The 21,978-nt window shown below is 27.3% G+C and carries 16 protein-coding genes; 1 reads left to right on the forward strand and 15 read right to left on the reverse strand.

Translation table 11 applies throughout. The features are described from left to right. The 4 genes from IC213_RS18615 to IC213_RS18630 all read right to left on the reverse strand — a co-directional run. Nucleotides 1-5,137 (reverse strand): hypothetical protein (locus IC213_RS18615; RefSeq protein ID WP_227863411.1); only part of this gene is annotated, 5,137 nt, incomplete at its 3' end. A gap of 676 nt (nucleotides 5,138-5,813) precedes the next feature. Next, nucleotides 5,814-7,502 (reverse strand): phage tail tape measure protein, encoded by a 1,689-nt coding sequence (locus IC213_RS18620; protein ID WP_227436963.1) that lies wholly within the window; start codon nucleotides 7,500-7,502, stop codon nucleotides 5,814-5,816. Between the two features lie 66 nt (nucleotides 7,503-7,568). Next, the gene (locus IC213_RS18625) at nucleotides 7,569-8,609 is read right to left on the reverse strand and encodes a hypothetical protein (protein ID WP_227436961.1); all 1,041 of its coding nucleotides are present in this window, start codon (nucleotides 8,607-8,609) and stop codon (nucleotides 7,569-7,571) included. 140 nt (nucleotides 8,610-8,749) lie between these two features. After that, entirely contained in the window at nucleotides 8,750-9,088 is a 339-nt protein-coding gene (locus IC213_RS18630) for a hypothetical protein (RefSeq protein ID WP_227863412.1), read from the reverse strand. Nucleotides 9,089-9,362: 274 nt separating this feature from the next. Between IC213_RS18630 and IC213_RS18635 the strand changes: the two genes are divergently transcribed. Beyond that, a complete protein-coding gene (locus tag IC213_RS18635; protein WP_227863413.1) occupies nucleotides 9,363-10,208 on the forward strand; it encodes a tetratricopeptide repeat protein in 846 nt (281 codons plus the stop codon). 109 nt (nucleotides 10,209-10,317) lie between these two features. On the opposite strand, the gene IC213_RS18640 is transcribed toward IC213_RS18635, so the two are convergent. From IC213_RS18640 to IC213_RS18690, 11 genes are all read right to left on the reverse strand, one after another. Next, entirely contained in the window at nucleotides 10,318-13,545 is a 3,228-nt protein-coding gene (locus IC213_RS18640; RefSeq protein ID WP_227863414.1) for an Eco57I restriction-modification methylase domain-containing protein, read from the reverse strand. 385 nt (nucleotides 13,546-13,930) lie between these two features. After that, complete coding sequence (locus tag IC213_RS18645; RefSeq protein WP_227863415.1) at nucleotides 13,931-14,089, reverse strand: hypothetical protein; 159 nt, start codon at nucleotides 14,087-14,089, stop codon at nucleotides 13,931-13,933. Nucleotides 14,090-14,222: 133 nt separating this feature from the next. Next, a complete protein-coding gene (locus tag IC213_RS18650; protein ID WP_227863416.1) occupies nucleotides 14,223-14,930 on the reverse strand; it encodes a Bro-N domain-containing protein in 708 nt (235 codons plus the stop codon). 299 nt (nucleotides 14,931-15,229) lie between these two features. Beyond that, nucleotides 15,230-15,391 (reverse strand): hypothetical protein, encoded by a 162-nt coding sequence (locus IC213_RS18655; protein WP_227863417.1) that lies wholly within the window; start codon nucleotides 15,389-15,391, stop codon nucleotides 15,230-15,232. A 361-nt stretch (nucleotides 15,392-15,752) separates the two neighbouring features. After that, nucleotides 15,753-16,442: a hypothetical protein gene (locus tag IC213_RS18660; protein WP_227863418.1), complete on the reverse strand. Its 690-nt coding sequence runs from the start codon at nucleotides 16,440-16,442 to the stop codon at nucleotides 15,753-15,755. Next, on the reverse strand, nucleotides 16,435-17,817 hold the full coding sequence (locus tag IC213_RS18665; protein WP_227863419.1) for an AAA family ATPase: 1,383 nt from the start codon (nucleotides 17,815-17,817) through the stop codon (nucleotides 16,435-16,437). The genes IC213_RS18660 and IC213_RS18665 overlap by 8 nt, the downstream gene beginning before the upstream one ends. A gap of 606 nt (nucleotides 17,818-18,423) precedes the next feature. Further along, nucleotides 18,424-19,479 carry a CFI-box-CTERM domain-containing protein gene (locus IC213_RS18670; protein ID WP_227863420.1) on the reverse strand — a complete coding sequence of 352 codons (1,056 nt, stop codon included), beginning with the start codon at nucleotides 19,477-19,479 and terminating at the stop codon, nucleotides 18,424-18,426. A 173-nt stretch (nucleotides 19,480-19,652) separates the two neighbouring features. Further along, nucleotides 19,653-19,856: a DUF4236 domain-containing protein gene (locus IC213_RS18675; RefSeq protein WP_227863421.1), complete on the reverse strand. Its 204-nt coding sequence runs from the start codon at nucleotides 19,854-19,856 to the stop codon at nucleotides 19,653-19,655. Between the two features lie 85 nt (nucleotides 19,857-19,941). Continuing rightward, on the reverse strand, nucleotides 19,942-20,979 hold the full coding sequence (locus IC213_RS18680) for a YHYH domain-containing protein (protein ID WP_227863422.1): 1,038 nt from the start codon (nucleotides 20,977-20,979) through the stop codon (nucleotides 19,942-19,944). An 89-nt stretch (nucleotides 20,980-21,068) separates the two neighbouring features. Next, a complete protein-coding gene (locus tag IC213_RS18685) occupies nucleotides 21,069-21,527 on the reverse strand; it encodes a hypothetical protein (protein ID WP_227863423.1) in 459 nt (152 codons plus the stop codon). Further along, a complete protein-coding gene (locus IC213_RS18690) occupies nucleotides 21,528-21,977 on the reverse strand; it encodes a hypothetical protein (RefSeq protein WP_227863424.1) in 450 nt (149 codons plus the stop codon). Between the last annotated feature and the right edge of the window lies 1 nt (nucleotide 21,978).

Here is a 21,978-nt window from a genome sequence, read left to right on the forward strand (position 1 = left end):
TCTTAGTCTTATCAGATGCTTTCTCTTTATTTGCTTCTGCTTCAAGTTTAGCTAATTCTTTTTCTTTTTTTATAGATAACTCTTCATAATTTGTCATGTTTCCATCAGAGTTAAACTTGAAACCTTTATCACTCAATACCTTTTTAAATCTATTTGCTTCATCTTTTGCAAGAGATTCTTTTCTATTTAAAAGTCTTTCCTGCTCTTTATATAGTTCATTTTGTTTTTTAAGATAATTGAGTTTCTGCTCATTAGTAGCATTTTTCATTTGTTTATCTAACAAAGACAATTCATTTGTTACTTTTGAAAGTTGGTTCTCTAATTCTTTAAATAACTCTATTTCATATTTTATAATAGCATCAAAATTTTTATCTATTGGAGTGTCTTGAGTTAGTGTTTTAAGAGCTTTTATTGGTGCTGTTGCTCTTGATACTACTCTTGAGAATAAGGATGGCTTTGTTACAGGAGTTTCTTCACTTATGGGAACTGGTTCTGATGCTCTAGGTTGAGCTGATAGATTGGCTGGGATTGGTTGTGTTTCTGTAGAATTTATAGATTGTACACTTTTTCTAGTACTCTTTCCTCCACCAAGCCCAGCATTATGAGCAAGGTCAACAAGTCCACTTGTTACTTTTGAAATTATACTAACATGACCTATAATATTGAAGCTTTTGTCGCTTATCTTTTTATTCTCAGTTTGGTTGATTTTATTATTTGCGTCAGTTGCATCTGCTTTTAATTTAGCCCATTTAGGACTTAGTGTTTTTTTATCAACACTATCTATCCCAGCAATAGCTCCTTCTACCGCTGCAATTACTTCAACTTGTTTATCAGGAGGCAATTTATCTATTTCTTCAACTAATGAATCAATATCTCCATTTGCAAGAGATTTTATTATGTTTATTTTTACATCTTTATTTAAATCTAAAGCATTTAATTTCTCAACCTCATCTAATGCTTCTGGATTATTTACTATAAGGTTGGCTATAATATCTTTATTATCAGGAAAGTCATCATAGAGACTTTGAATTAAATATAACTTATCTGGATTATTCAATATAAAATTTAAAACTTTATCTTTTTGCTCTTCTGGTGTAGTATTATATAAATCAATTGCACTTCTTAATTTATCTGCATTTTCAACAGCAAAATTAATAACAGCGGTTTTAGTATCTTCGGGAGTCTTACTATATAATTCTTGAAATTCTTCTAATTTATTTGGATTATTAATTACAAATTCCGCAAATACTTGTTTTTTCTCTTTTGTATCTAAACTAGTATAGACTTCTTTTAGCTCATCAAAGTTTTCTAAATTATTTATATTGATATCATAGTCCATTGCCATTGTAGGATTATTTTTAATCCATTCAACTACAGCTTGATAATCTTTTAATCCTTTTAAACTATCTACATTATCAACTATAAATTTATTTGTAAATGTTGAACTTGTAGGGAGATTCTTTATTGTATCTAAAAATACTCCTACCTGTTCTATATTCACACCTGAAGATTCAAGTTTTAATTTTACTTCGTCTCTACCATCAAGTTGTGTAATTGAATCTAATTGTTTTTTAAAGTCTCTATTTTCTACCTGTAGTTTAATTTCTTTTGTAACAGGAGTATTTAATATATGGTCAACTACATCATTAGCTTCTTTTGCTTTTGATTTTAAAGGATTTTTATTGCTTGAAGATTTTCCTATAGCTTCTTCAGTAGAATTTTTCGCATCTTCAACAGGGTCTTTTTTATCTTTGTCACCCTTTATTTCTTTTAGCTTATTTTGAATCCACTCAATAGTATCAGATGCTAAATCCTTAACCTCTATAGTAAAAATTTTATTTGCTATTTCAGAAGAACTAATAGTTTTAATATCATCTTTAGCTTTTTCTATTTCGGCAATTACTTCTACTCTTTTATCTGGTGGTAGGCTTTCAATGGCTTTACCTAGAGCGTCTATATCCCCTTCTGTTAACGCTTTATAGATGTCAATTCTTACTTCTTTACTCATAGGAATTTTATCTAATGAGGTTATTAAATCTTGTATCCCAAAGTTATTTTCATTTTTATTTAAATATATTTCAGTTATTTTCTCTTTTGGAATATGTTCTAATGCATCTTTTAAACTTGTAGCATTATATAAAGCATCTTTCCCATCAGCTAATAGGTATGTCTTTAGTTCTGGTGGTATTTTATTATATATTTCTGAGATTTGTACAGCCTTTTCTAGTCCAACACCATCTGTTTCTAAACTAGTTCTAAGCTTAGATGGTATCTTCTTATATTTAGAAGTTAACTCTAATACCTTTTTGCCACCTTCATCTGCACCCTTTTGTTCTATGATAGTATTTATTTCTTTTGGAAATCTATCATACATTTGCTTTAATGAATCAGCTTCTTGTAATGTTGTGGTAGGATTTGCTTGAATGATTGTAGTAACTTCTTCTGGGACTTCCTCATACTTCTGTTTTAAACTATCTATTATTTGATTTACATTAGCTTGACCTGAATCATCACTTAAAAGTATTTCTGGGGTTATGGTAAACGTACCTTTTCCAAATTTGTTATCTAAGTCATTTTGAAGTTTAGTTATATCTGGGTCACCAGTTTGTAACTCCATTAAAACATCCATTGTGAACTTCAATACATCAGTGGAACTTGCCCCTGTTCCTAATAAAGAATCTATCATACCTTTAACTTGGCTAGGAACTTCCTTAGTATTTTTAATGTCAGTTAATATATTTGCATCAACTTTCACATCTCCAGTTATTGTTGTTGTATCTAAGATGTTTTGTATGCTATCAAATTGATTTTGAAGTTGCATTGCAAATTCATCACCATTGGCCAAATCTAATTTTGTCTTACCAAACTTCGCTAATAATGTATTTATTGATGTCATATCCTTAATACCATTAGGATTAACTTGACCAAATAAATTTTCCCATATATTAACATCTGTATTAGTCGCTTTAGCTATGCTCTTAGCTGTTTTATCTATTGTTTGATTATATTTCTCTATATCTTGTGTTCTAGCAAATTCTTCATTGGCATCTTTAAGAGTTTTAGATAAATCTCCTACATCAACTTTTCCACTTCTAACAGCAGTAAGTAATTTATTAACTGCTTGTTCTGTGTCTACTAAAGTATCTGGTGTAACCTCACTAAAATCAAATAAACTCTCAAGTCCAGCAAAATTAGACTTATCATTTCCTTCTAATCCACTATAAAGAGTTTTATTCTTAATGTTAGAGAAAATTCCATCTCCTATTTCTTTTGAATATCCTTGAATCTTGCCCACTTGATTTCTATACATTTCATCATATTTGAAATATATCTTCTCTTCTTCTGCTTTAGCTGACATCAATTCATTTCTAGCTTTATCTCTTGCTCTGCCAGTTGAATTATTATATTTTTCTATTGCTTTTTCTTGTCTTTTTTTATTCTTTTCAACTTCTGCCGTATAATCTTCCTCTATTTTTACAAGCTTACCAGTTTCACTTTCTCTCATTCTTTCTTCCAAAGTTTTATTTGGATTTTTACTTGGAGAATTTAATTTTTTAGCAGCTGTTTCTGCATTGTCATGTTTATCATAGGACATCAATCTTTCTTTTGCATTAATAGCTCTGTCTATTTCAGCAATTAAATCAGTGACCTGACCTTTTAAAATAGGTATTCCATTTTCATCTGTACCTATAACTGAATCTGGTTTTATTTTTCCAATCTGTTGTTTTAGTTCATTTAATCTATTATTATCTTCTTTAGACTTATTTTCTTTTTTAGATAAATTATCATATTCTTCTGCAAGTGCTTGTAATTGAACCTTTTGGCTTTCATATGAATTAATTTGTTGCTTTGAAGTTTGTATATTTTTCTTTCTAGCTTGATATGCATTTTCTTCTCTGTTTGCATAATTTTCTAATCCCCTTGCTAATAAACTAATTCCCGCAAATGCAGCAGTTAATACTAAAGAATTTCCTACAGTAGAAGCAATACCTTTGCCAAAGTTCATAATTCTACTATTCGCTAATGATTGCCCCATATTTTTTAAGCCATTATTTACTATTGAAGCACCTTTTTTTACCGAAGAAGCATTTTCATTTACTTGTCTAGTTGCTTTTGATACTTTTCCAGAGGTAGCCAATAATTCCTCATTAGAGCTAACTATAGCCTTATTAGAACCTGATAATTCTCTATTTTTTGCCACTAAATCTTTATATGACTTTGAGATTTTACCATTAGCTAAAGCTGTTTGATTTGAACTTATTCCTAATTTTTTATAATGTTTAGATAGTTTAGCTGTTTCTAAGGATGTATTTTTTAAATTGGGAACACCCTTTTTAGTAGCTTTATTCATTGCTGTAGCAGAAAGTGCATATCCTTTAGTTGCAATGGTAATTCCTTTTATCTTTCCTTCAGTTCCAACTACTGCTCTGTTAAGTTCTTTCATTTGCTCTTGGGAATTCATGCCTAATGAGCGTTTTGAATATTTAAAGAAATCAAGTCCTGAACCCACTAAATTAGGAACAGTTTTTTTAGTTCCTAATGCTTTGATTGTCATAAACAAAGCCGACAAACTTGCCAGTGCTACAGGAAGCGAAATATGCATTTTATCTGCTGCCTTAGTTATCCCATTTAAAATTCCAGTAACTCCAGATAATCCATCCAAACTACTCTTAAACATATCAGTTGATATAGTATCTGTAACTAATTGTTTTAGACTTTCTTTTAACTTTATAATCTTTCCTTCTGCTGAATTTATAAATCTCTCATTTTCTTTATCAGCAGACCCTACCATTAACCCCTGTTTATACTGTTCCTGATAAGCTATGACATGTTTCCAGTTGTTCATTAAAGCTACAAAACTATTTATGTGATATTTTCCAGCCGCTGCTTCGGCGATACCATTTTTTTGGGCATCATTAAGGTCGCCCCATTTTGTATTTAACTCACCTAGAACATCCATTGTTCCTTTTATTTCACCAGTTTGTTTATTCCAAATATCTATATTGGCTAGTTGTTTGAAAGCTTTATTTGTCTTATTAGCCTCTAATGTTCCTTCCTTAGCTGAAGCCTTTACTCCTGCTAGGTTCACTGCAATACTTTTTAAAGCTGTACCTGTTTTTTCCAAATTGTTATCCATAAGGCTTTTTATCCTTATGTTCTTACATTTCTTATTAATGTAAGCTCAGCATACATTTTCACCTTCAACTTAATGTTAAGGTGGAGGACACTCGTGGGAAAATTCTATTCTATACTATTTTAAACATAAAAATAGCATAGGTTCATTTCCTATGCGTTACGGTGATTAAAGTTTTTTAATTCTTTAATTTACCTCGGTGGTAACATCTCAGCCTTCACCGATTTTGCCCCCTCATAATATTAATTATTTCTAATTAACACGCCAAAAGTTTAGCATTTTGAGTACTTTCTTGCATTCCAACCACTAATGCAATTGAATCTTCCATTGAAGTTCCAAATCCAGCTAATACACTTGCACTTCTCTGTAAAGCGGCTCCAACGTCCCCAGTTGTAACAGCAAAATTATTCTTTCACACCCTCGATTTCTCGATATTTATTAGGGGAATAGACTATACCACTATCCATTTAGGATACTCATTGGTAGTCGTTGCGACCTTTCCTTATCAATTGACTTAGGACTGTGTCTCAGGATTATCCAATCTCTAATCTTATTACCATACCATTGTAATTAGCAATGCCACGCTTCAATTTCTTTAACGCTTGGTAATTAAAGCTCTAAGGATTTTCCCTGATATTCTGAGTTCAATTATATATTACTATATAAAGGGGCTATTTTGTTAACCAGCATAATTGGCAAGGTCTGAGAACTTTGTTAGATTATTATAATCTTTTCCTGCACCTTGCAATTCAGTACGAAGAGGTTTTAAACTGTTAGCCACCCCACCGTATGCTGACATTATTGATGTCAGATACTTATTTGAATCTTCTTGTGATAAATCTGAAACATTACTAAATTGAGCTGATTTTTTTGCATACTCCATAGCATCGTTGACATTATGTATTCCTGTTTGTAAAGCTTTTGATGTTCCTTCAATTATGTCAGTACTTGAACGAGCAACGCTTATACCAGCTTCAATTGCTGAATTTTTTACATTCTTTAATTGTTCACTTGTCCCTTCAAAGTTATCAGGTGCTACTTTCATCATATCTCTTAAAGCACTATCTAATTCAATAATGGTTGTTTTAATGTTTCTTACACCATTTGTAATAGACATACCTATCATATTACCTAGAGTGTAAGTTCTCATCGAGCCATATAAATCACTAAAGAAACCACTTGTTGTTTTTACACTAGTTCCTAATCCTGTGAAATTAGATTTCATATTATTTACTCTATTTTTTATTGCATCTAATTCCTTTACTTTTTGACCTAGAGGCATACTATTTAATTGCATTAATTCTTTTTCGAGTTTATCAATTCCAGCAGTTGATTGACCCAATTCTAAACATTTTTGTCTAAGCCTATTCAAATCTGAAATTACTTTAGAAAGATTCATATTAAATTTAACATCTAGCTTAGTATTTTTAATAGCACCTTCTACTTCTTTAACCTTGTTTTTCATTGATTCTAAACCAGTAATTGCAGCGGTCATTCCACTACTATTCATATTTCTAAAATCTAAACTTTGTATTTTTTTTAAATCATTTAACATGGCATTTAGCTGAGAAGAATTAGCATACTTAGAATTTGATAGCTTAGCTATTCTTGATTCTAATTGAGCTGCATCTTTTTGAAGTGTTTTAAATTGAGCCGACATACTATTATTTATATTCGGAAGTTTAAATTTAGAAATTCCATTTTGAACAGCTTGTACATCAGATAGTAATCTTGACATACTCTCGAATTTCAATCCCTTTAATTCTGTACTAGATAATCTAGTTAATTTCGAGGACAACTTGTCTAATTCATCTAATTGAGCATTATTTAAAAATCTATTCTGTCTAAGTTTACTAATCTGATTTTGCATTTTTTCTATATCAGCTTGAGCTTTTTGAAAAGTTGTTGCTAAAGACCTCTGCATATTATCAAATGCACTATCGTTAACTTGAGTTTTCCCTTTTAGATTATCTAATGCAGAACCTAGATTAGAGATTTGATTAATAGTTCTGGTTAATTGCCCATTTAATTCTGTATATGACTGGACATTCGTAGTCTTGGACATTTGTTTTTCAATTGTATTTTTCTTATTAATTAATTTCTGATAATCGGATAGTAAACTATTTACTCCCAAGCTAGAACCTTTGCTGGATTTACCTCCAAATAAGTTGTTTTGAGTTTTTGCACTTAAAGCGTTGATTTTAGTTAAAACACTTTCTAGTTGTTTCAAGTTTTTTAATGAGGATGTATTCATCTCCACATTTAGCTTTATATTATTTTCCTTAGCAGATGTCTGTAATGATTTCAGTTGGGCTTTAGCTTTTTCATCATCCAGTTCTATACTGGTCTTAATCTTAAATTCACTCATTAAACCACACTCCTTTTTTACATAAAAAAATAGAAGACTATTTAATCTTCTACTTTATACTATATCTTACATATTCTCATTATTTATTATTTGCTGTATTTTCATTCTAAATATTTGAACATCTTCAAATATTTTATCTAAAATTGATTTATCACTTTCTGGTTTCTGTGCCACCATTTCATAATCTTTATATTGCTTACAATTAGAATTCATTTTTATTACAAGTCTCAATATATGGACTTCCTCTCTTATTTCATCTATATCTTTTGGAATATAATCATTATCATAAATTATATTTCTATCATGAAGTAATACTATTCTTATATTGCTTATTTTTTTTATATTTATTTTAATTTTCTCTTTGTTTTGTATAAAATATAATTCATTCTTTTCATTAATAAGAAATCTTCCCCACTCATATACTTTATCTTCTAATTTTGTAATTTCTTCATCTGTAGGTACTAATTCTTCTATACTCTTAACTTCATTAACTTTAGTTTTTTTAATTTCAATGTCCTTGTTTTCTTTTTCAGCAATAGTATTTTTAGACTTATCATATTCATTTTTAAATATTTTCATTTCGTTTTCTATGACTATCTTACTACTTTCCATTTCTTTAATTTTCTCTTGAATATCTAAATTTTCTATGTTCTTATATTCAGGAATATAGAATACCTCATGTGTACCTGATGTAAATGTAAAAATTAAACTTATTTTTTCAACAAAAATATATTTATTATATGCAGGAACTATTGATATAATTTTCATTACATTTTTTTCTCTTGTCTGCATATTAAACCTGACATCTAATAAATCTTTTATATCTTTTTCTAAAATTGAACTTGAATTTCCATAAACAAAATATATTTTTCCATTATCACACAATACAAATCTAGGACTATATGAGTTACCAGAAATTTTACATTTTGTCATAGATTTTTCCATCTCTATTTCCGATTTCGATTTTTTTCTATTTCTTTCTGCTATTCGTTCTAATCTAGCTTCTTTTTCTTTGGCATCATCTATTGCATTTGATATAAAAAAACAAATAATAAATAATCCTAAAACTGCTCCTATAAAGATTAAACCACCTAAATATTCTTCCATAATATTTCCCCCTATATTCTGATACTTTAATTATATCAAGTCTAAAGGAAAATTTATACTACAAAAGGAAATAGAAGCCAAAACTCCTATTTCCACAACATCATTTTTAAATATTTATCTATATTTTCTTTACTTCTCCATCAATATGTTTGTCTAACCAAATAATCCATAGTCCTTCTAAAACCATTTTGAGCCTTTAACTTGTAGACTTCTCTAAACTCATATTCTATATCAGTATATTTATTCAATAAATCCATATATCTACATATGATATCGATAGAAACTCTCTCAAAGAACAATTCATTTTCAATTATGTATCTCACATTCTTCAAATTATAATCTTTTACATTATCTAAAAACTTCTTAATTATAACTGATAAGCTAATGTCTTGTTTTACAAACCTTATCATTTCAATTCTTTGCGTGTTTTTTTCTAATGTATTCCCCTGAAATCTCCCCACAGTATTGATTATACTCATACCCAACCTCCTTATTTTAACATTTGTATTTTTTATAAGAAGTTGATATAATCAAATTAACTTTGTTGATGATTATATCAACTCTTTAAAAGGTTCTACCACTCGCCAAAGTCTGTAGAGCCTTTTTTTGTATCACCCATACACTTTCATACATTCGTTGTAATATTGTGTGATTATATTATAATACCATTTTTTACTATTTTCAACCTTTTTGTAGGAATAATTTTTACAAATGTATGATTTTGTTGTATAATTGATATAAGGAGTGATATGAATGTCTGAAAGCAATATAGGAAAAAACATAAAAAAATATAGGCTTCTAAAAGGATGGACACAAGAGCAATTAGCAAGTGAATCTGGACTTTCAAAAAATGCTATCTATAACTACGAAAATGGTAAAAGAAATCCAAATATAAAATTTCTATCTCAAATTGCAGATGCACTAGAAATTGATTATGAAAACATCCTTGATTATCAAGAAATTTCTAAGGAAACTACTAATCAATTGAAAAAACAGATTGAAAGTGCAGCACTTGAAGAAAAAATACTTGATTTAACTGAAAGAAGTATTTTATCTGCTCAAAAAAGTATATCTATAAATCCAAATGACGCACGTGCATACTGTCTTTTGGCATCCTCATATTCTCTAGTTGATAAATATAAAGAATCTATTGAAACTTATCAAAAAGCAATTGATATTGATTCTGAATGCATAGAGGCACATGAGGGGTTAGGAAATGTATATACTATATTAAAAAGATATGAAGATGCTATTGAAGAATTTTCAAAAATTCTTAGTATAAATAACGAGTATCTAGATGCATATAGGAAAAGAGGAAAAGCATACGAAAATATGGGGCTTTATGATTCTGCAATGAATGATTATTCAATTTATATGAGAAAAAAAAATAACCATTCAGAATCAACAACTGCTACATCATATTCTAAAATTATTAAATCAGAAGCATCAAATAATATAGAAGAAAACAATAAATTATTCAAAAAATCTAGTTTATTAGATGAATTATATTCAAAGTCTCAAAAATTGAATAATGATGAATTAGAAGCTATTGTTAATATTGTAAATGTTTTTAATAAACAAAAAGAAGAGGATAATTAAGATATACCTCTTTTTTAAATTATACTTGTCATACCCATGTCATCATTGAATTATAACATAAAAGGGAATAATAAAAAGCCTACTTTAAGTAGACTTTCTAATTGCTTCATTAATAAGCTAAGCTTGTAACCACAGCATCTTTTGTCGTCTTGCAGATATCTTCTATAGATTTAATTTCTGTCTCAGTTATGTCATACAAATTATATACAAAAGTATTAATCGTATTTTCGCATACATTTATATCATATATGATTCTATTAAGAGCATCTTTATACTTAATAAAATACTCCTCCAATTCATCAATATTCTTAAAAGAAACCTTCTTTTTTTTACTAAGTTCATTGCAAAACTCATCAAAATCCAGTAAATAAAAATGATATAATTTATTAGATGGCTTATTATCAATGTTTAATATCTTAAATACATTTTTCAAAAATTTATTAGTATATAAATATAATTTATCATATTTATCTATTAGTATTTTACTATTATTTATAACAATTGATTTATCAACATTTTTTAAATTTGGTATTGGTATATTTTTTACTGCATCTGCTGTCAAGTTGGTATTTGATTCTCCATAAAATTTATTGTAAAAGTAATTTATTAAACTAGAATTTATAACTCCTATATAAAAATATATATCCTCCAAATTATCTTCTTTAATTAAATTTATGATATTTCCACTAGGGAATATTATAGTCCCTTCAATATCTACTGTTGCAATTATCTTATTTTGATTTTGACCAACTATTCTTTGTGTTATTATCTTAGGTGCTTTGTGCCATTTCATAGTTTTGTCATCTATGTTTTCAATATTTACAAATTTATCTACTTTATCAGTATAGTATCTATGTATATCCTTACCTTCCAAACATTTATTTAAAATTCCATTTAATTGGTTATTATCTTTTATATCATTACTGCTTAATATTTTCTTATCATATATAATTCCATCACAAATTGTTTTATTAGGAACACTCATCCAACCTTTATGTAAATTTAAATAATCACCTAATTTATGCTTACATTTGAGCATTTTTAATATTATTGAGTTGCTTTGTATAACAATTTTATTATCCAAATCATTTATAATACTTTTTATAGTAATTTTATTTTCAGAGTTATATGTATTACTATTGAATATATTAACTCTTTTCATATTTTCTTTATTTATACTTATAAGATTTATATTATTTTTAATGTTCGGCAGTTTTTTATTAATTATAATTATGGCAGTTTCCTTATTTACATCCTCAAACGGAAAAAATCTATATGGAAAGTCTAAAATAGTATTGATACATACATTTTTAAGCAAATATTTTCTTAAATTTTCAAAACTCTTATTTGTAAAATATGTATTGGGTGTTATAAATCCTAAAAACCCATCTTTTTTCATTTTATTTTCGCAAAACTCATATAAAAATAACTCATATAAATCCATTTCGCTAATTAGTAAATCCTTATATTTTTTCCAATAATATTCTCTATGTTTTTCTGGAATCATTTTAGTTGAAACATATGGAGGATTTCCAATGATAATATCGAACCCTCCCGATTTCATTATATCTTCAAATTCAACATTCCAATCAAAAGCTTTATCATAATCAACCTCTTTGTTATCAATAATAGAATTTCCACATTTTATATTATTATCTAAACTAGTCAATAGATTATGTTTGTTTGCTGTTTTTAGCCACAAAGATAATTTGGTTATTTCTACTGATTCCTCATTTAAATCAACACCATATAAGTTATTCTTTAAGATATCAGCATCCAAGTCAAAAAATGATATCTCACCATCAGTTAAATCACGAAGTATTCCATTTACTGATTCAGCCTCTTTTTTAAGCATAGAAAAAGCTTCATTCAAAAAAGCTCCACTTCCGCAAGCGGGATCTAAGATTTTTATATTCTTTATAACTTCTCTATAGTCTTCCCAAAATTTTATATACTTTTGAATTTTATCAGTTTTATATTCTACAACTTGTACACGTTTATGTTGTATATTTCTACCAACTACAACTGTTTCATAGTCTTCTTCTTTTAGTTCTGGAAGTTTATCTTCTCCTAATTCTTCTTTTTTCTCATCCAAATATTTTCGTATAGTATTATTTACAATATATTTTGTTATATATTTAGGCGTGTAAAAAATTCCGTCTTTATTTCTCTTACTATCCTTTTTCTTAATATTAACTTGATTTAATTCTAGCTTTAATTCTTCTAAATCTGATATTGATTTTTCAAATATATGACCTAATATATTCTCATTCAAATCACTATTAAAATCATACGAAGATAAATCATATAAATTATCGAAACATTTATTTGGTATCTTTAGATTGTTCAAAGTATAATCTTCTGCAAATAATCCTCCATTAAATTGATTTATGCCCTTATCCTCATTGCCCAAATCTATAGATTCAAATAATCCCTTTACTTGCTCCCATACTCCAAATCTGGATACACTTTTTTTCCCAACTTGAATACATGTGTTAAAGATATTCTCTGGTATTAATCCTTTATGTTCTGCAAAACAAACAAATATAACTCTATCTAATATTTTTTGTGTTTTTGTTAAACAAGTTTTTATATCCAAAATCTCTTTATTATTCAAAAGTATATCATTGAATAGATTTAATCTAGTGTTTTTATATAGGTCATAAAAACCTTTTTCTATGGCTTCCTCTTGTTTTATATTCTCTTCCCAAAGCATCTCAACTCTAGATTTTCCATGTTTGGTAATTAAAGATTTAGATGATAAAAGATATAAAAATTTTTTAAATACATCATCTTTTTCATATATCTCTTTAATAGAAAAAAATTCATACTCTGTAGCATCATTGGCATTATACAATCTAATTTCCTTGAAATTAGAGACAATAAGCCATGTGCAATTTCTTCCATATTTAGGCAAGTAAGAAAACCCTTGTTCTACTGGTGTATTATGATTGTTTTTTCTTAGTTGTTTTGCATCTAAATTAGTTGTTGGTTTTTTTAATTCTATTGCTACCCTATAATCATTTTCTCCATTGGAAAAATAACCAAGTACAATATCGGCTCTTGTTCCATCAATCTTAGTTTTTTCTTCTGGTTTTATATTATAATCTATAATATTATCTGTAAGATTTTTATACTTAAGTACCTTGTTTAAAATATCTGATATAAATATTTCCTTAAGCTGAATTTCATTTAGTTTATCAATAGACTTATTATCAATTATATCTCTCCATTTTTCTAAAATCAATCTTCTCTGTTTATAATCATATGAGTCTAAATCTATTTCCATATTATATTTCTCTTTTAATAGCTTTTGATTAAAAAGATAATTTTCCATACAATACCCCTAATTCTATTTAAATAGTTTATATTCTTTATTATATCAAGAGTAAATGGTAAAATATACCAATTTTCACTAAAATATAGTATTTGATATTAGATAAAAAATATTAAAATATAATCTAGTAGATAAACTAATACAAGATAAAAACAATCTAAAATAAGTATCTCAACAATTAGAGATGCTTATTTTTATTTATAACAGATAGACATAATTATCTATGTCACACTTCTGCCATCATTTAAATTACTAAACACCAAATAAAATGTTCCTCTCAGGAACACTTGTTGAAATTCCAACACTTTCAGTATAAAAAATCAACCTCTTATATTCGATTCTAAGCAATCAAGGTATAAACATAAGCCATCATTTTTACTAAGCCTTAGAGAGTATTACACGAGGTTATAATTTTTAAAAGTCTTTCATTTCTCTCTATTTCCTTTTGACTTGGTTTACTAAATACTTGCCTTATAAATAATTCAGCATCTTTGCCTGATAATTCAGGTGTTGCTTGTATTGGTTTAATTTTATATTTACTCATATTATCACCTACACATTTATACAATAAAAATAATCTTCTATTAGCAAAATAACAGAAGATTACTTCTTTTTAAAATCGCCAATGATGGCGATTATTTATTATTTTTAATTAAATCCCCAGTGTTGGCGATTCTCTAATTCTTCCAAGTATATATGTCATCTATTTCTTCCAAAGTATCAATCAAAGCATGCACTTCATTAAATTTAGATACGGGTATATCTTCCCATTTAGCTACATTATATCTTGAAAAAATCTTAGTAGCTGTAGTTCTATAATCATAGTCATTTGCATTAACATTATATCCTTTAATATTAGATAGTTTTAACTTTAATAATTTTGATAACATAGCTGTGTTTTTAGACCTAAATCCAATTAAATTTTTCACTTCATTAATTTTATTATCTATTTTCTTGTCATTTTCGATTGATAATTGTTCAAATCCTGCTAACATACCATTTAACATGATTGGTATTAATACGTTTTTTATATTATCATGATTCATATTATATGTACCAGTTTTTCTTATATTTGGTAACACCTCATCAGTTACCCAATCTTGAAATCTCTCTGCTTCTTCTTTTCTTGATTTAAATATTAGTTTATATACTCCACTTTCAGTAAGAAATTTCTCTCCTGTATTATGTAATTTTCTAAACTGCATATTATGCATTTTAGAATTAGTCAACTTAACCACCTGATTATCATTAAATTTTCTAATACTGCTATTAACATCTGAAATCTCTAAACATTCTGCTACATGTCTAGGGTTAAATAAAACTTTACCTTCATATTCAAATACTTCTACTTCTTTACCTTCAAAAATCATTAAATTATTCACCATATAAAATAGTCCTCTCTTTTAATTATAAAAATAAACTCCCTCTCTGTTCTTACTATATCCATATAATACCATAAAACTTCTCTGTTCTCAATGTTTTTTTAAAACTTTTATTGTTAGTATACTTCAAAATTATATTTGCTTCTTTCTATGTTAGATATGAAAAAATTTACAATTTAATCTCGAAGGCTTACCTTATAACTTCTATATTCATCATCTACAAAATAAATTATATTGTTAAACATAAAGAAGTTATAATCATTTTTCTTTGCCTGATTAGCCATTTTTATTATATCTCCAGTTCAAATATCATCATCGTAATTATATATTAGATATTTTGGAATATTAACTTCATTGAACAATAATTTATTTTTGAAAATTTCTTTTTTTGGATAAAGATAATTAAATTCCTTAATAAAATCAAAGTATTCATGAATATCTGTGAACTTGAGTATTAGTTCCATAATTACACCCCCTTAATGTAGAAAAAATATAGTTTTTCATCTGTACCCCATTTATATTTAAAATTATAATTGTCACACTTCTTTCATCATTGAAATTACTATAAACAAACAAAATCTTCCTATCTTAATAATAATTAAAATCCAACCTTATACATTTAGTTTTAAGCAATAAATGTATAAATACAAGCATAACTTATATAAATCCTTAAAAAGGCATCTCCGAGGTCAAATTTTTCCAATAAAAAAAGATACATTCTCACAGAAAGTATCTTTTAAAATTTCATTATTAATAATTCTAAACCGCCTATCTAGGCTGAAAATCATCTAAACTATCCATCTGGACATTTATATTATAACATGTCTATATTTTATCATCAAAAAACAAATGAAAATTACAAAATCTATTTAAAGAGTTGCAATCTTGTTTAATAAATTCCCAAGAAATCTTATAGTCTCCATCTACAGCAATTTCTTTTGACCTAATGAATTTTAAAAACTCTTCTGGATTATCTTCATATTTATCTGAGAATTTCTCTGCTAAATGCATTTTTTCTTTTCTATTCAAATCTTCTTGTTTATTATGACATACATGTTCTAAATTACTTGAGAAAAAATAAATTGAATAACCTATTGTAGAAATTTTATGTGTAGAAATCAATTTATTTAGCATACCTGCTTTCTCTTTATTACGATTAATGATATAATCTACATCTCTAGTCTCCATCCTATCAGAAAAATACTGTATATGTTCAATATCCTTATACACAATAGTATCATCATCAACAAATGCACCATCAGTATCAACTAAATGTATTATTTTTAATATATCACTTTTTTTAAAGCGACTATTTTCAAGATAATTGTTGACATAATTTCCAATGTATTTTACAATATTTTGAGTAGTTAAACCTTTTTTAGTCATAACATCACCATCAGTTAACTGAAAAGAAACTTCTCTATCTTCCACTATACTAGAAAGTACACCCTCTAATGCGACCTTGTCGGTAATACCTTCAACTAAAAATAATACTATTTTCTGCATCTTACTCATTTAGTAACCTCCCAGCTCTACGGAAGGTACGTCTTATTTCATGCGTTTTAGTTGGTTCATAGATTGATTCTTTTTGACCACCAAGATTAATGCTACGCAAGTATAAATCTCTAAGGTTGTTATTATTTTTTACATTTGTAAGACGAATATATCTATTTTCTGGGTTAGTAGTCGTAAATATCAATGATGACTTATTTATCATTTCTAATGGACGAAGATTATGTGATGTAAATATAAATTGACCTTTTCCAGTTTCTTGTATTACACCAAGTAACTCACCCAGTAAATATTCATAAACACCTGCATCTAATTCATCAACAGCTACGCACACAGATGGATTATTATACATTGCAATCAAGAGATTTAATATGGATATAATTTTTTTAATACCTTCGGACTCATATCTCAAGGGAATAACCTCTTCACCTCTTTTAGACAATAATTCAAAACGAATACCATCTTTACCATCTTTAGTTGTTTGTAAACCATACTCTTTTATAATAATAGATAAACCTGGTATTAATGCTCCTATTACAAAATTAATTTCTTGAATCATTATTTTAAAAATATCAAATTCTTTAGTTTTAAAAATAGTTGGTTCACTTAAAGATAATATCATATCTCCGACAGATAAATTTCTTCCATCTTCATACTTAAATGAAAAAGGCATAGCAAAGTCTAATGTAATAATACCATTATGACCATTTCTAATGACAAATAAATCTGTAATTGCAAATAATCTTAAGGAGGACAGAATTACATTCATAATATCTTCTTCATCATCATTCCAAAGTTCTTGAAGTTCTTCAGAAAAAATAAATGATTTTTGTTCTTTTATTGAAACAATTTTTGCAACATTAATTTTAATTTCATTTTCTTTATTTCCTTTAGATAATTGTTCATATCTATATTTAGGTGTAAATATAGTACCTTTACTTTGTGAATCATATTTAATTAAAGCTGATTCTGGAAGCTTCTTACAACTTTCTAATTTAGAAAATTTAATTATTTCACTCTTAATCTCAACTTTTTCAGCATCTTTTTTAATAATAGAAAACTCATAGGATAATAAAAATTCATTTTCATGTTTTTTTAAATAAAATTTAAATTTTAAGGTAGCTGCTTCTTTATTTTTACCAATATAATTAACTGTATCTTTAGGAAGAGATTTACCCATCATCATATCTTTTAAAAAGGCTAATGAATCAATTATGGCTGTTTTACCAGAACCATTTTGACCATAAATTCCTAATATATCTGAAACCTCATCAGTATAATCACCAGAAATAAATCTTGGCATATCAATCTTACCATGATTTACATTCTTGAATCCATCTAACTGAATAGAAAGTATTCGAACATAAATATTATTCATAAGCATAACACCTCCTTTTCTTATATTTAGATATTATCATAAATAACATTAAACAACAAATATATTTTAAATATTTGAAACATTTTGTTTCGATTATATTATATTCTATCCAATTGTTACTAATCTATACAAATATAATTACAATCTGTATTAAATAGGGAAGACAGAAATATTCTAAGGTAAGTACCTCTGTCATATACCTGTCATAATTGAAATTACTAACTTATATTAAAATAATTTTAAATCGACCACTATATAGTTTATAATAAATATATAATACAAACTGGAGGTATCTCATGAAAAAGAAATCCTTATCTGATTTAGCATTAATAATTTCAGTAATATCAATGATATTAGTAATTTTAGAATTATTAAATATAATTAAAATACCATTAACAATTATAAGCTTATTATTTATTACTCTATTAAGTATCATGACATGGATAAATTATAAAAATAATAAAAAAATACAAATGTCTATTGGAATTTTAATACTTATCGTTTTTATTATTTTTATAATTCATAATTCAGTTTTTAATAATCTGTAAAAATATTATATCTTTTAAATAAAAAAGACAATCTCAATTGACTGCCTCTATTGAATCACTATTTATTACTTAATCTATGTACAAACTTATCAAGAATATTTTTTACTAATAGATTTACTTTCTTAGCATCCTTTAACCATTCAGCAATTGGAGGGCTTAAAGTATAATATACTTTTATAAAAATTCTTCCTAACAAATGCTTAGATAAAATATCATCTCTAAATTTTCTTAGTACTAATACTTCTGTTGCGTCATAAGAACCATATACAGCAGTAGCTATATAACATCCTGTATTTATACTAGGAGCTTCATAATCTGGCTCATATTTTTTTATATCCGATACTGTATCATTGTATAATGCAGAAAGTTCACTAGTTGTTTTCACTTTAATAAAATCTATAATCTCTTGATTTTTATCATAATTAAAACCTTTTACATACTTACGACTCATATAAAGCTCTGTGATACATTTAAGTAAACTTTTAGCAGAATCTAAGTATATATTTCTTAACCCTTCATCTTCTCCAATTCTATAGTCTTGTAGAAAATTAGCATTATATGAAAACATTTTTTTACATTCTTCTAAATTATTCCAATACAAATATATATGATCTTCAGAAGTTTGATCTGTAAAAAAGTATCTCTGAGCATAATTAAATCTTTCAATTGCAACATTGTATAATTCAGTTGTCATTATACGTTTCTGTCTAAAAAGTTTTTCAGTATTAGGATTAAATTTTACAAATAAATCCCAAGCTTTTTCTATATAATTTAAACACACCTCTATATTTAAATCCTCTAAGTCACAATATCTTATCTCTGAAACAGCTTTAAAAAATAAAGCATTATAATCATCTGGATTAGATTCTAGTATTGTGCAATAGTAGTCATATGCTTGGCAACAGTTGCCTGCATCATATTCCAATTTAGCTAATTTTGCAAGTTTTCTATATTTATCACTTTTATACATATCAAAATCAGGAGATGATTTTTTTAGATTTATACTTTTTAAATCTATCCTTTCTCCACAATTTATGCAGAAACAAACTTCTTTAGAATCATCCACCATAATGCTTTCTTTGCATTTAGGACACTTCACTTCCTTTTGACTCATAATATCCCCTCACATTCAATATTCTATAGTTAATAGAATTATAGCATATATTGCCATATTATGGATATTATATACTTGTCATTATTATAGTCGTGTTGTAGAGATAGAATAAATAATATCTTAAAATAAAAAAAGACAACCTCAATTGATTGTCTTTTTTTACCTATTTCTATCTATTTGGGCTTACGTTTCTTTGTACTAGTTTTTGTATATGATATTCCAGTTCCAGGTATACTCAATGTAGCTGATTTTCTTCCTTTTGAATTAACTGATACTCTAGCACCTTTAACACCAGCACTTATCCCTACACTTTTCTTCCCTAAATTTAATTTTAATCCACTGCCTAGATTTATGCTTTTTCTAAAATTAAATCCCACAGATACAACCTCCATTATATATTTCAAATAAATATACTTAAAATTATATTTGTCATACACTTGTCATTATTGGTATATCTAGCATCTATATCTTTTTACGTTTTTTCTTTTTATATACTACTCCAGCAACTACAGCTGCTGTTCCAGCTCCAACCCCATAAGTAACATTTCTACTTTTCTCTTCTTCTCTTTTTTCTAATCCATCATCATATATACCTTTTAACTTAGTCTCAATAGACTTCATTTCACTTGGTACACTAAAATCTTCTTCATTGTATCCTTGATTATAGATATCTTCCTTTACTTTAGGTAACTTAACTTTACCATTATCATATCCTTCTTTAAACCAATTAGAATATTTAACATTACCTATAGTTGATGTATTAAACTTTTCTCCTTTGATAGCACTCTCAAATCCTTGAGTGTTATAATCATTCTTCAATTGCTCTTGTATTTCATCATAAGCACTATTATAAGCATCTTTAAACTCAGAATCTATATTTTCTTCAAATGTCATTTTCTCTTTATCTTTGTTACTATCCTCTATTCCCTTAGCTTTATATTCTTCTATCTTTTTAGTCTTATATTCATTATAGCCATTTGAATATCCAGTATCATAAGCACTTTTTAAAGCTTCTTTTTCATATGTATTATTAGATTTGACACCTGTAAGTCCTAAATTATATCCAGCCTCTTCAGCTGCCTTTTCTTCTTCTTCTAATTTAGCCTTGCCTTTTTCATATCCTTCTGAGTACTTTGATTCATATGTATCACTATAATCTCCATTATAGCTTGATGAACTATAGTTCCCTTTATAACCATCCTCATAGCCTTGATTATATCCTTTTTCTCCAACAGATTTCTTTTGCTTTTCTTCATTATTAACCGAAGTTGTTGTTGTTCCAGAGCTACTTCCTCCTCCAGTATAAGGACACCCACCATTATTATGTAGATGAGCTGGATAACCACCACAATGATAGTGATAACTTCCTAATCCAGACTTATTTTTGTTATCACGATGACCTCCTGATGAATCAGTTCTTCCTGAATGAGCATATGAAAAGCTCCCTATACTAATCATAGTCAAACTCATTATTACAGCTATTAACTTTTTCTTAAACATAATATATTTCCCCCTAAAATATTCTATGATTTTATTATATCAGTCAATATATTATGTTTAAACCGTTAAAATTCGACAAAGATAAAATCTTATCCTAAAGGTACACCTAATTCATTCATTTTAGATTTAAAGCACTTTGGTATCTTAGTTCTTACTTTAGCTTCACTTTCAGTCATTATATTTGTCTTGGGTCTAAAGTTAGGTTCTTTTCTAGTACCACCTGCTGCCCAAACTTTACCTTTTTCTAATCTAACCATTGGAAATGCTGGGTTTTTACTAAATGCATCAAACCATCTTCCGTTATTCTGTATTTCGGAGACAACAGAATTAGAGGAAAGCTCTGTTACATCTACAGAATTTAATAAGTCATAAGTTCTACCACCCCATAAATCAGGATGCCAAACACCTCTTGGAGTATAATCAGAATAAACTTGCTTGTTTACTTCTTCTTTCATTATCTCTTTCATCTTTTTACCAACTTCAGGCATAGAAGCTTTAATTTGATTTTTAGTATAGGCAACTAGCTCATCTAAAGACTTAAATACCATCTAATTCACTACCTTATCTTTGATATTATTCATCTTTTCGATTTCCTCAGTCTCTTTGAGTACTCTATCTTGTAATATATCATTTTTTAACTGACCTAATTTAATCTCGGTATTCATTAGTAAGGATGCAGTTAATTCATTTTCTATTTGACCTATGTAGTACATCATAGTTTCTAATTCACTAGATACTTCACCATTTATTAAATCTTCTATTTCAATATTTAGTTCTATATTAGTCAACTCATCAACCAACATTTTAAGAATATCTTCTTGAGACAATGCTAAATCTGGATTTTCCATACCAGCCCATATTTTATTTAATATATATTCTTTAGTTTTTTTATCAGGATTTCTAACTTCTATATATTCCTCTTTACCATTCTCATCTACAAATGGTATTATAGCTCTAACTTCATCTTGCATTAATTTATCTACTTGTATTTTATTCATA

This window comes from Clostridioides sp. ES-S-0049-02 (genome assembly GCF_020658465.1).
In the GTDB taxonomy this organism is placed as follows: domain Bacteria; phylum Bacillota; class Clostridia; order Peptostreptococcales; family Peptostreptococcaceae; genus Clostridioides.

Excerpts from the sequence above, each read along its gene's own strand:
- IC213_RS18620 (WP_227436963.1), bottom strand. The coding sequence starts at position 7,502 with ATGAGTGAATTTAAGATTAAGACCAGTATAGAACTGGATGATGAAAAA.
- IC213_RS18625 (WP_227436961.1), bottom strand. The coding sequence starts at position 8,609 with ATGGAAGAATATTTAGGTGGTTTAATCTTTATAGGAGCAGTTTTAGGA.
- IC213_RS18630 (WP_227863412.1), bottom strand. The coding sequence starts at position 9,088 with ATGAGTATAATCAATACTGTGGGGAGATTTCAGGGGAATACATTAGAA.
- IC213_RS18635 (WP_227863413.1), top strand. The coding sequence starts at position 9,363 with ATGTCTGAAAGCAATATAGGAAAAAACATAAAAAAATATAGGCTTCTA.
- IC213_RS18640 (WP_227863414.1), bottom strand. The coding sequence starts at position 13,545 with ATGGAAAATTATCTTTTTAATCAAAAGCTATTAAAAGAGAAATATAAT.
- IC213_RS18645 (WP_227863415.1), bottom strand. The coding sequence starts at position 14,089 with ATGAGTAAATATAAAATTAAACCAATACAAGCAACACCTGAATTATCA.
- IC213_RS18650 (WP_227863416.1), bottom strand. The coding sequence starts at position 14,930 with ATGGTGAATAATTTAATGATTTTTGAAGGTAAAGAAGTAGAAGTATTT.
- IC213_RS18655 (WP_227863417.1), bottom strand. The coding sequence starts at position 15,391 with ATGGAACTAATACTCAAGTTCACAGATATTCATGAATACTTTGATTTT.
- IC213_RS18660 (WP_227863418.1), bottom strand. The coding sequence starts at position 16,442 with ATGAGTAAGATGCAGAAAATAGTATTATTTTTAGTTGAAGGTATTACC.
- IC213_RS18665 (WP_227863419.1), bottom strand. The coding sequence starts at position 17,817 with ATGAATAATATTTATGTTCGAATACTTTCTATTCAGTTAGATGGATTC.
- IC213_RS18670 (WP_227863420.1), bottom strand. The coding sequence starts at position 19,479 with ATGAGTCAAAAGGAAGTGAAGTGTCCTAAATGCAAAGAAAGCATTATG.
- IC213_RS18680 (WP_227863422.1), bottom strand. The coding sequence starts at position 20,979 with ATGTTTAAGAAAAAGTTAATAGCTGTAATAATGAGTTTGACTATGATT.
- IC213_RS18685 (WP_227863423.1), bottom strand. The coding sequence starts at position 21,527 with ATGGTATTTAAGTCTTTAGATGAGCTAGTTGCCTATACTAAAAATCAA.
- IC213_RS18690 (WP_227863424.1), bottom strand. The coding sequence starts at position 21,977 with ATGAATAAAATACAAGTAGATAAATTAATGCAAGATGAAGTTAGAGCT.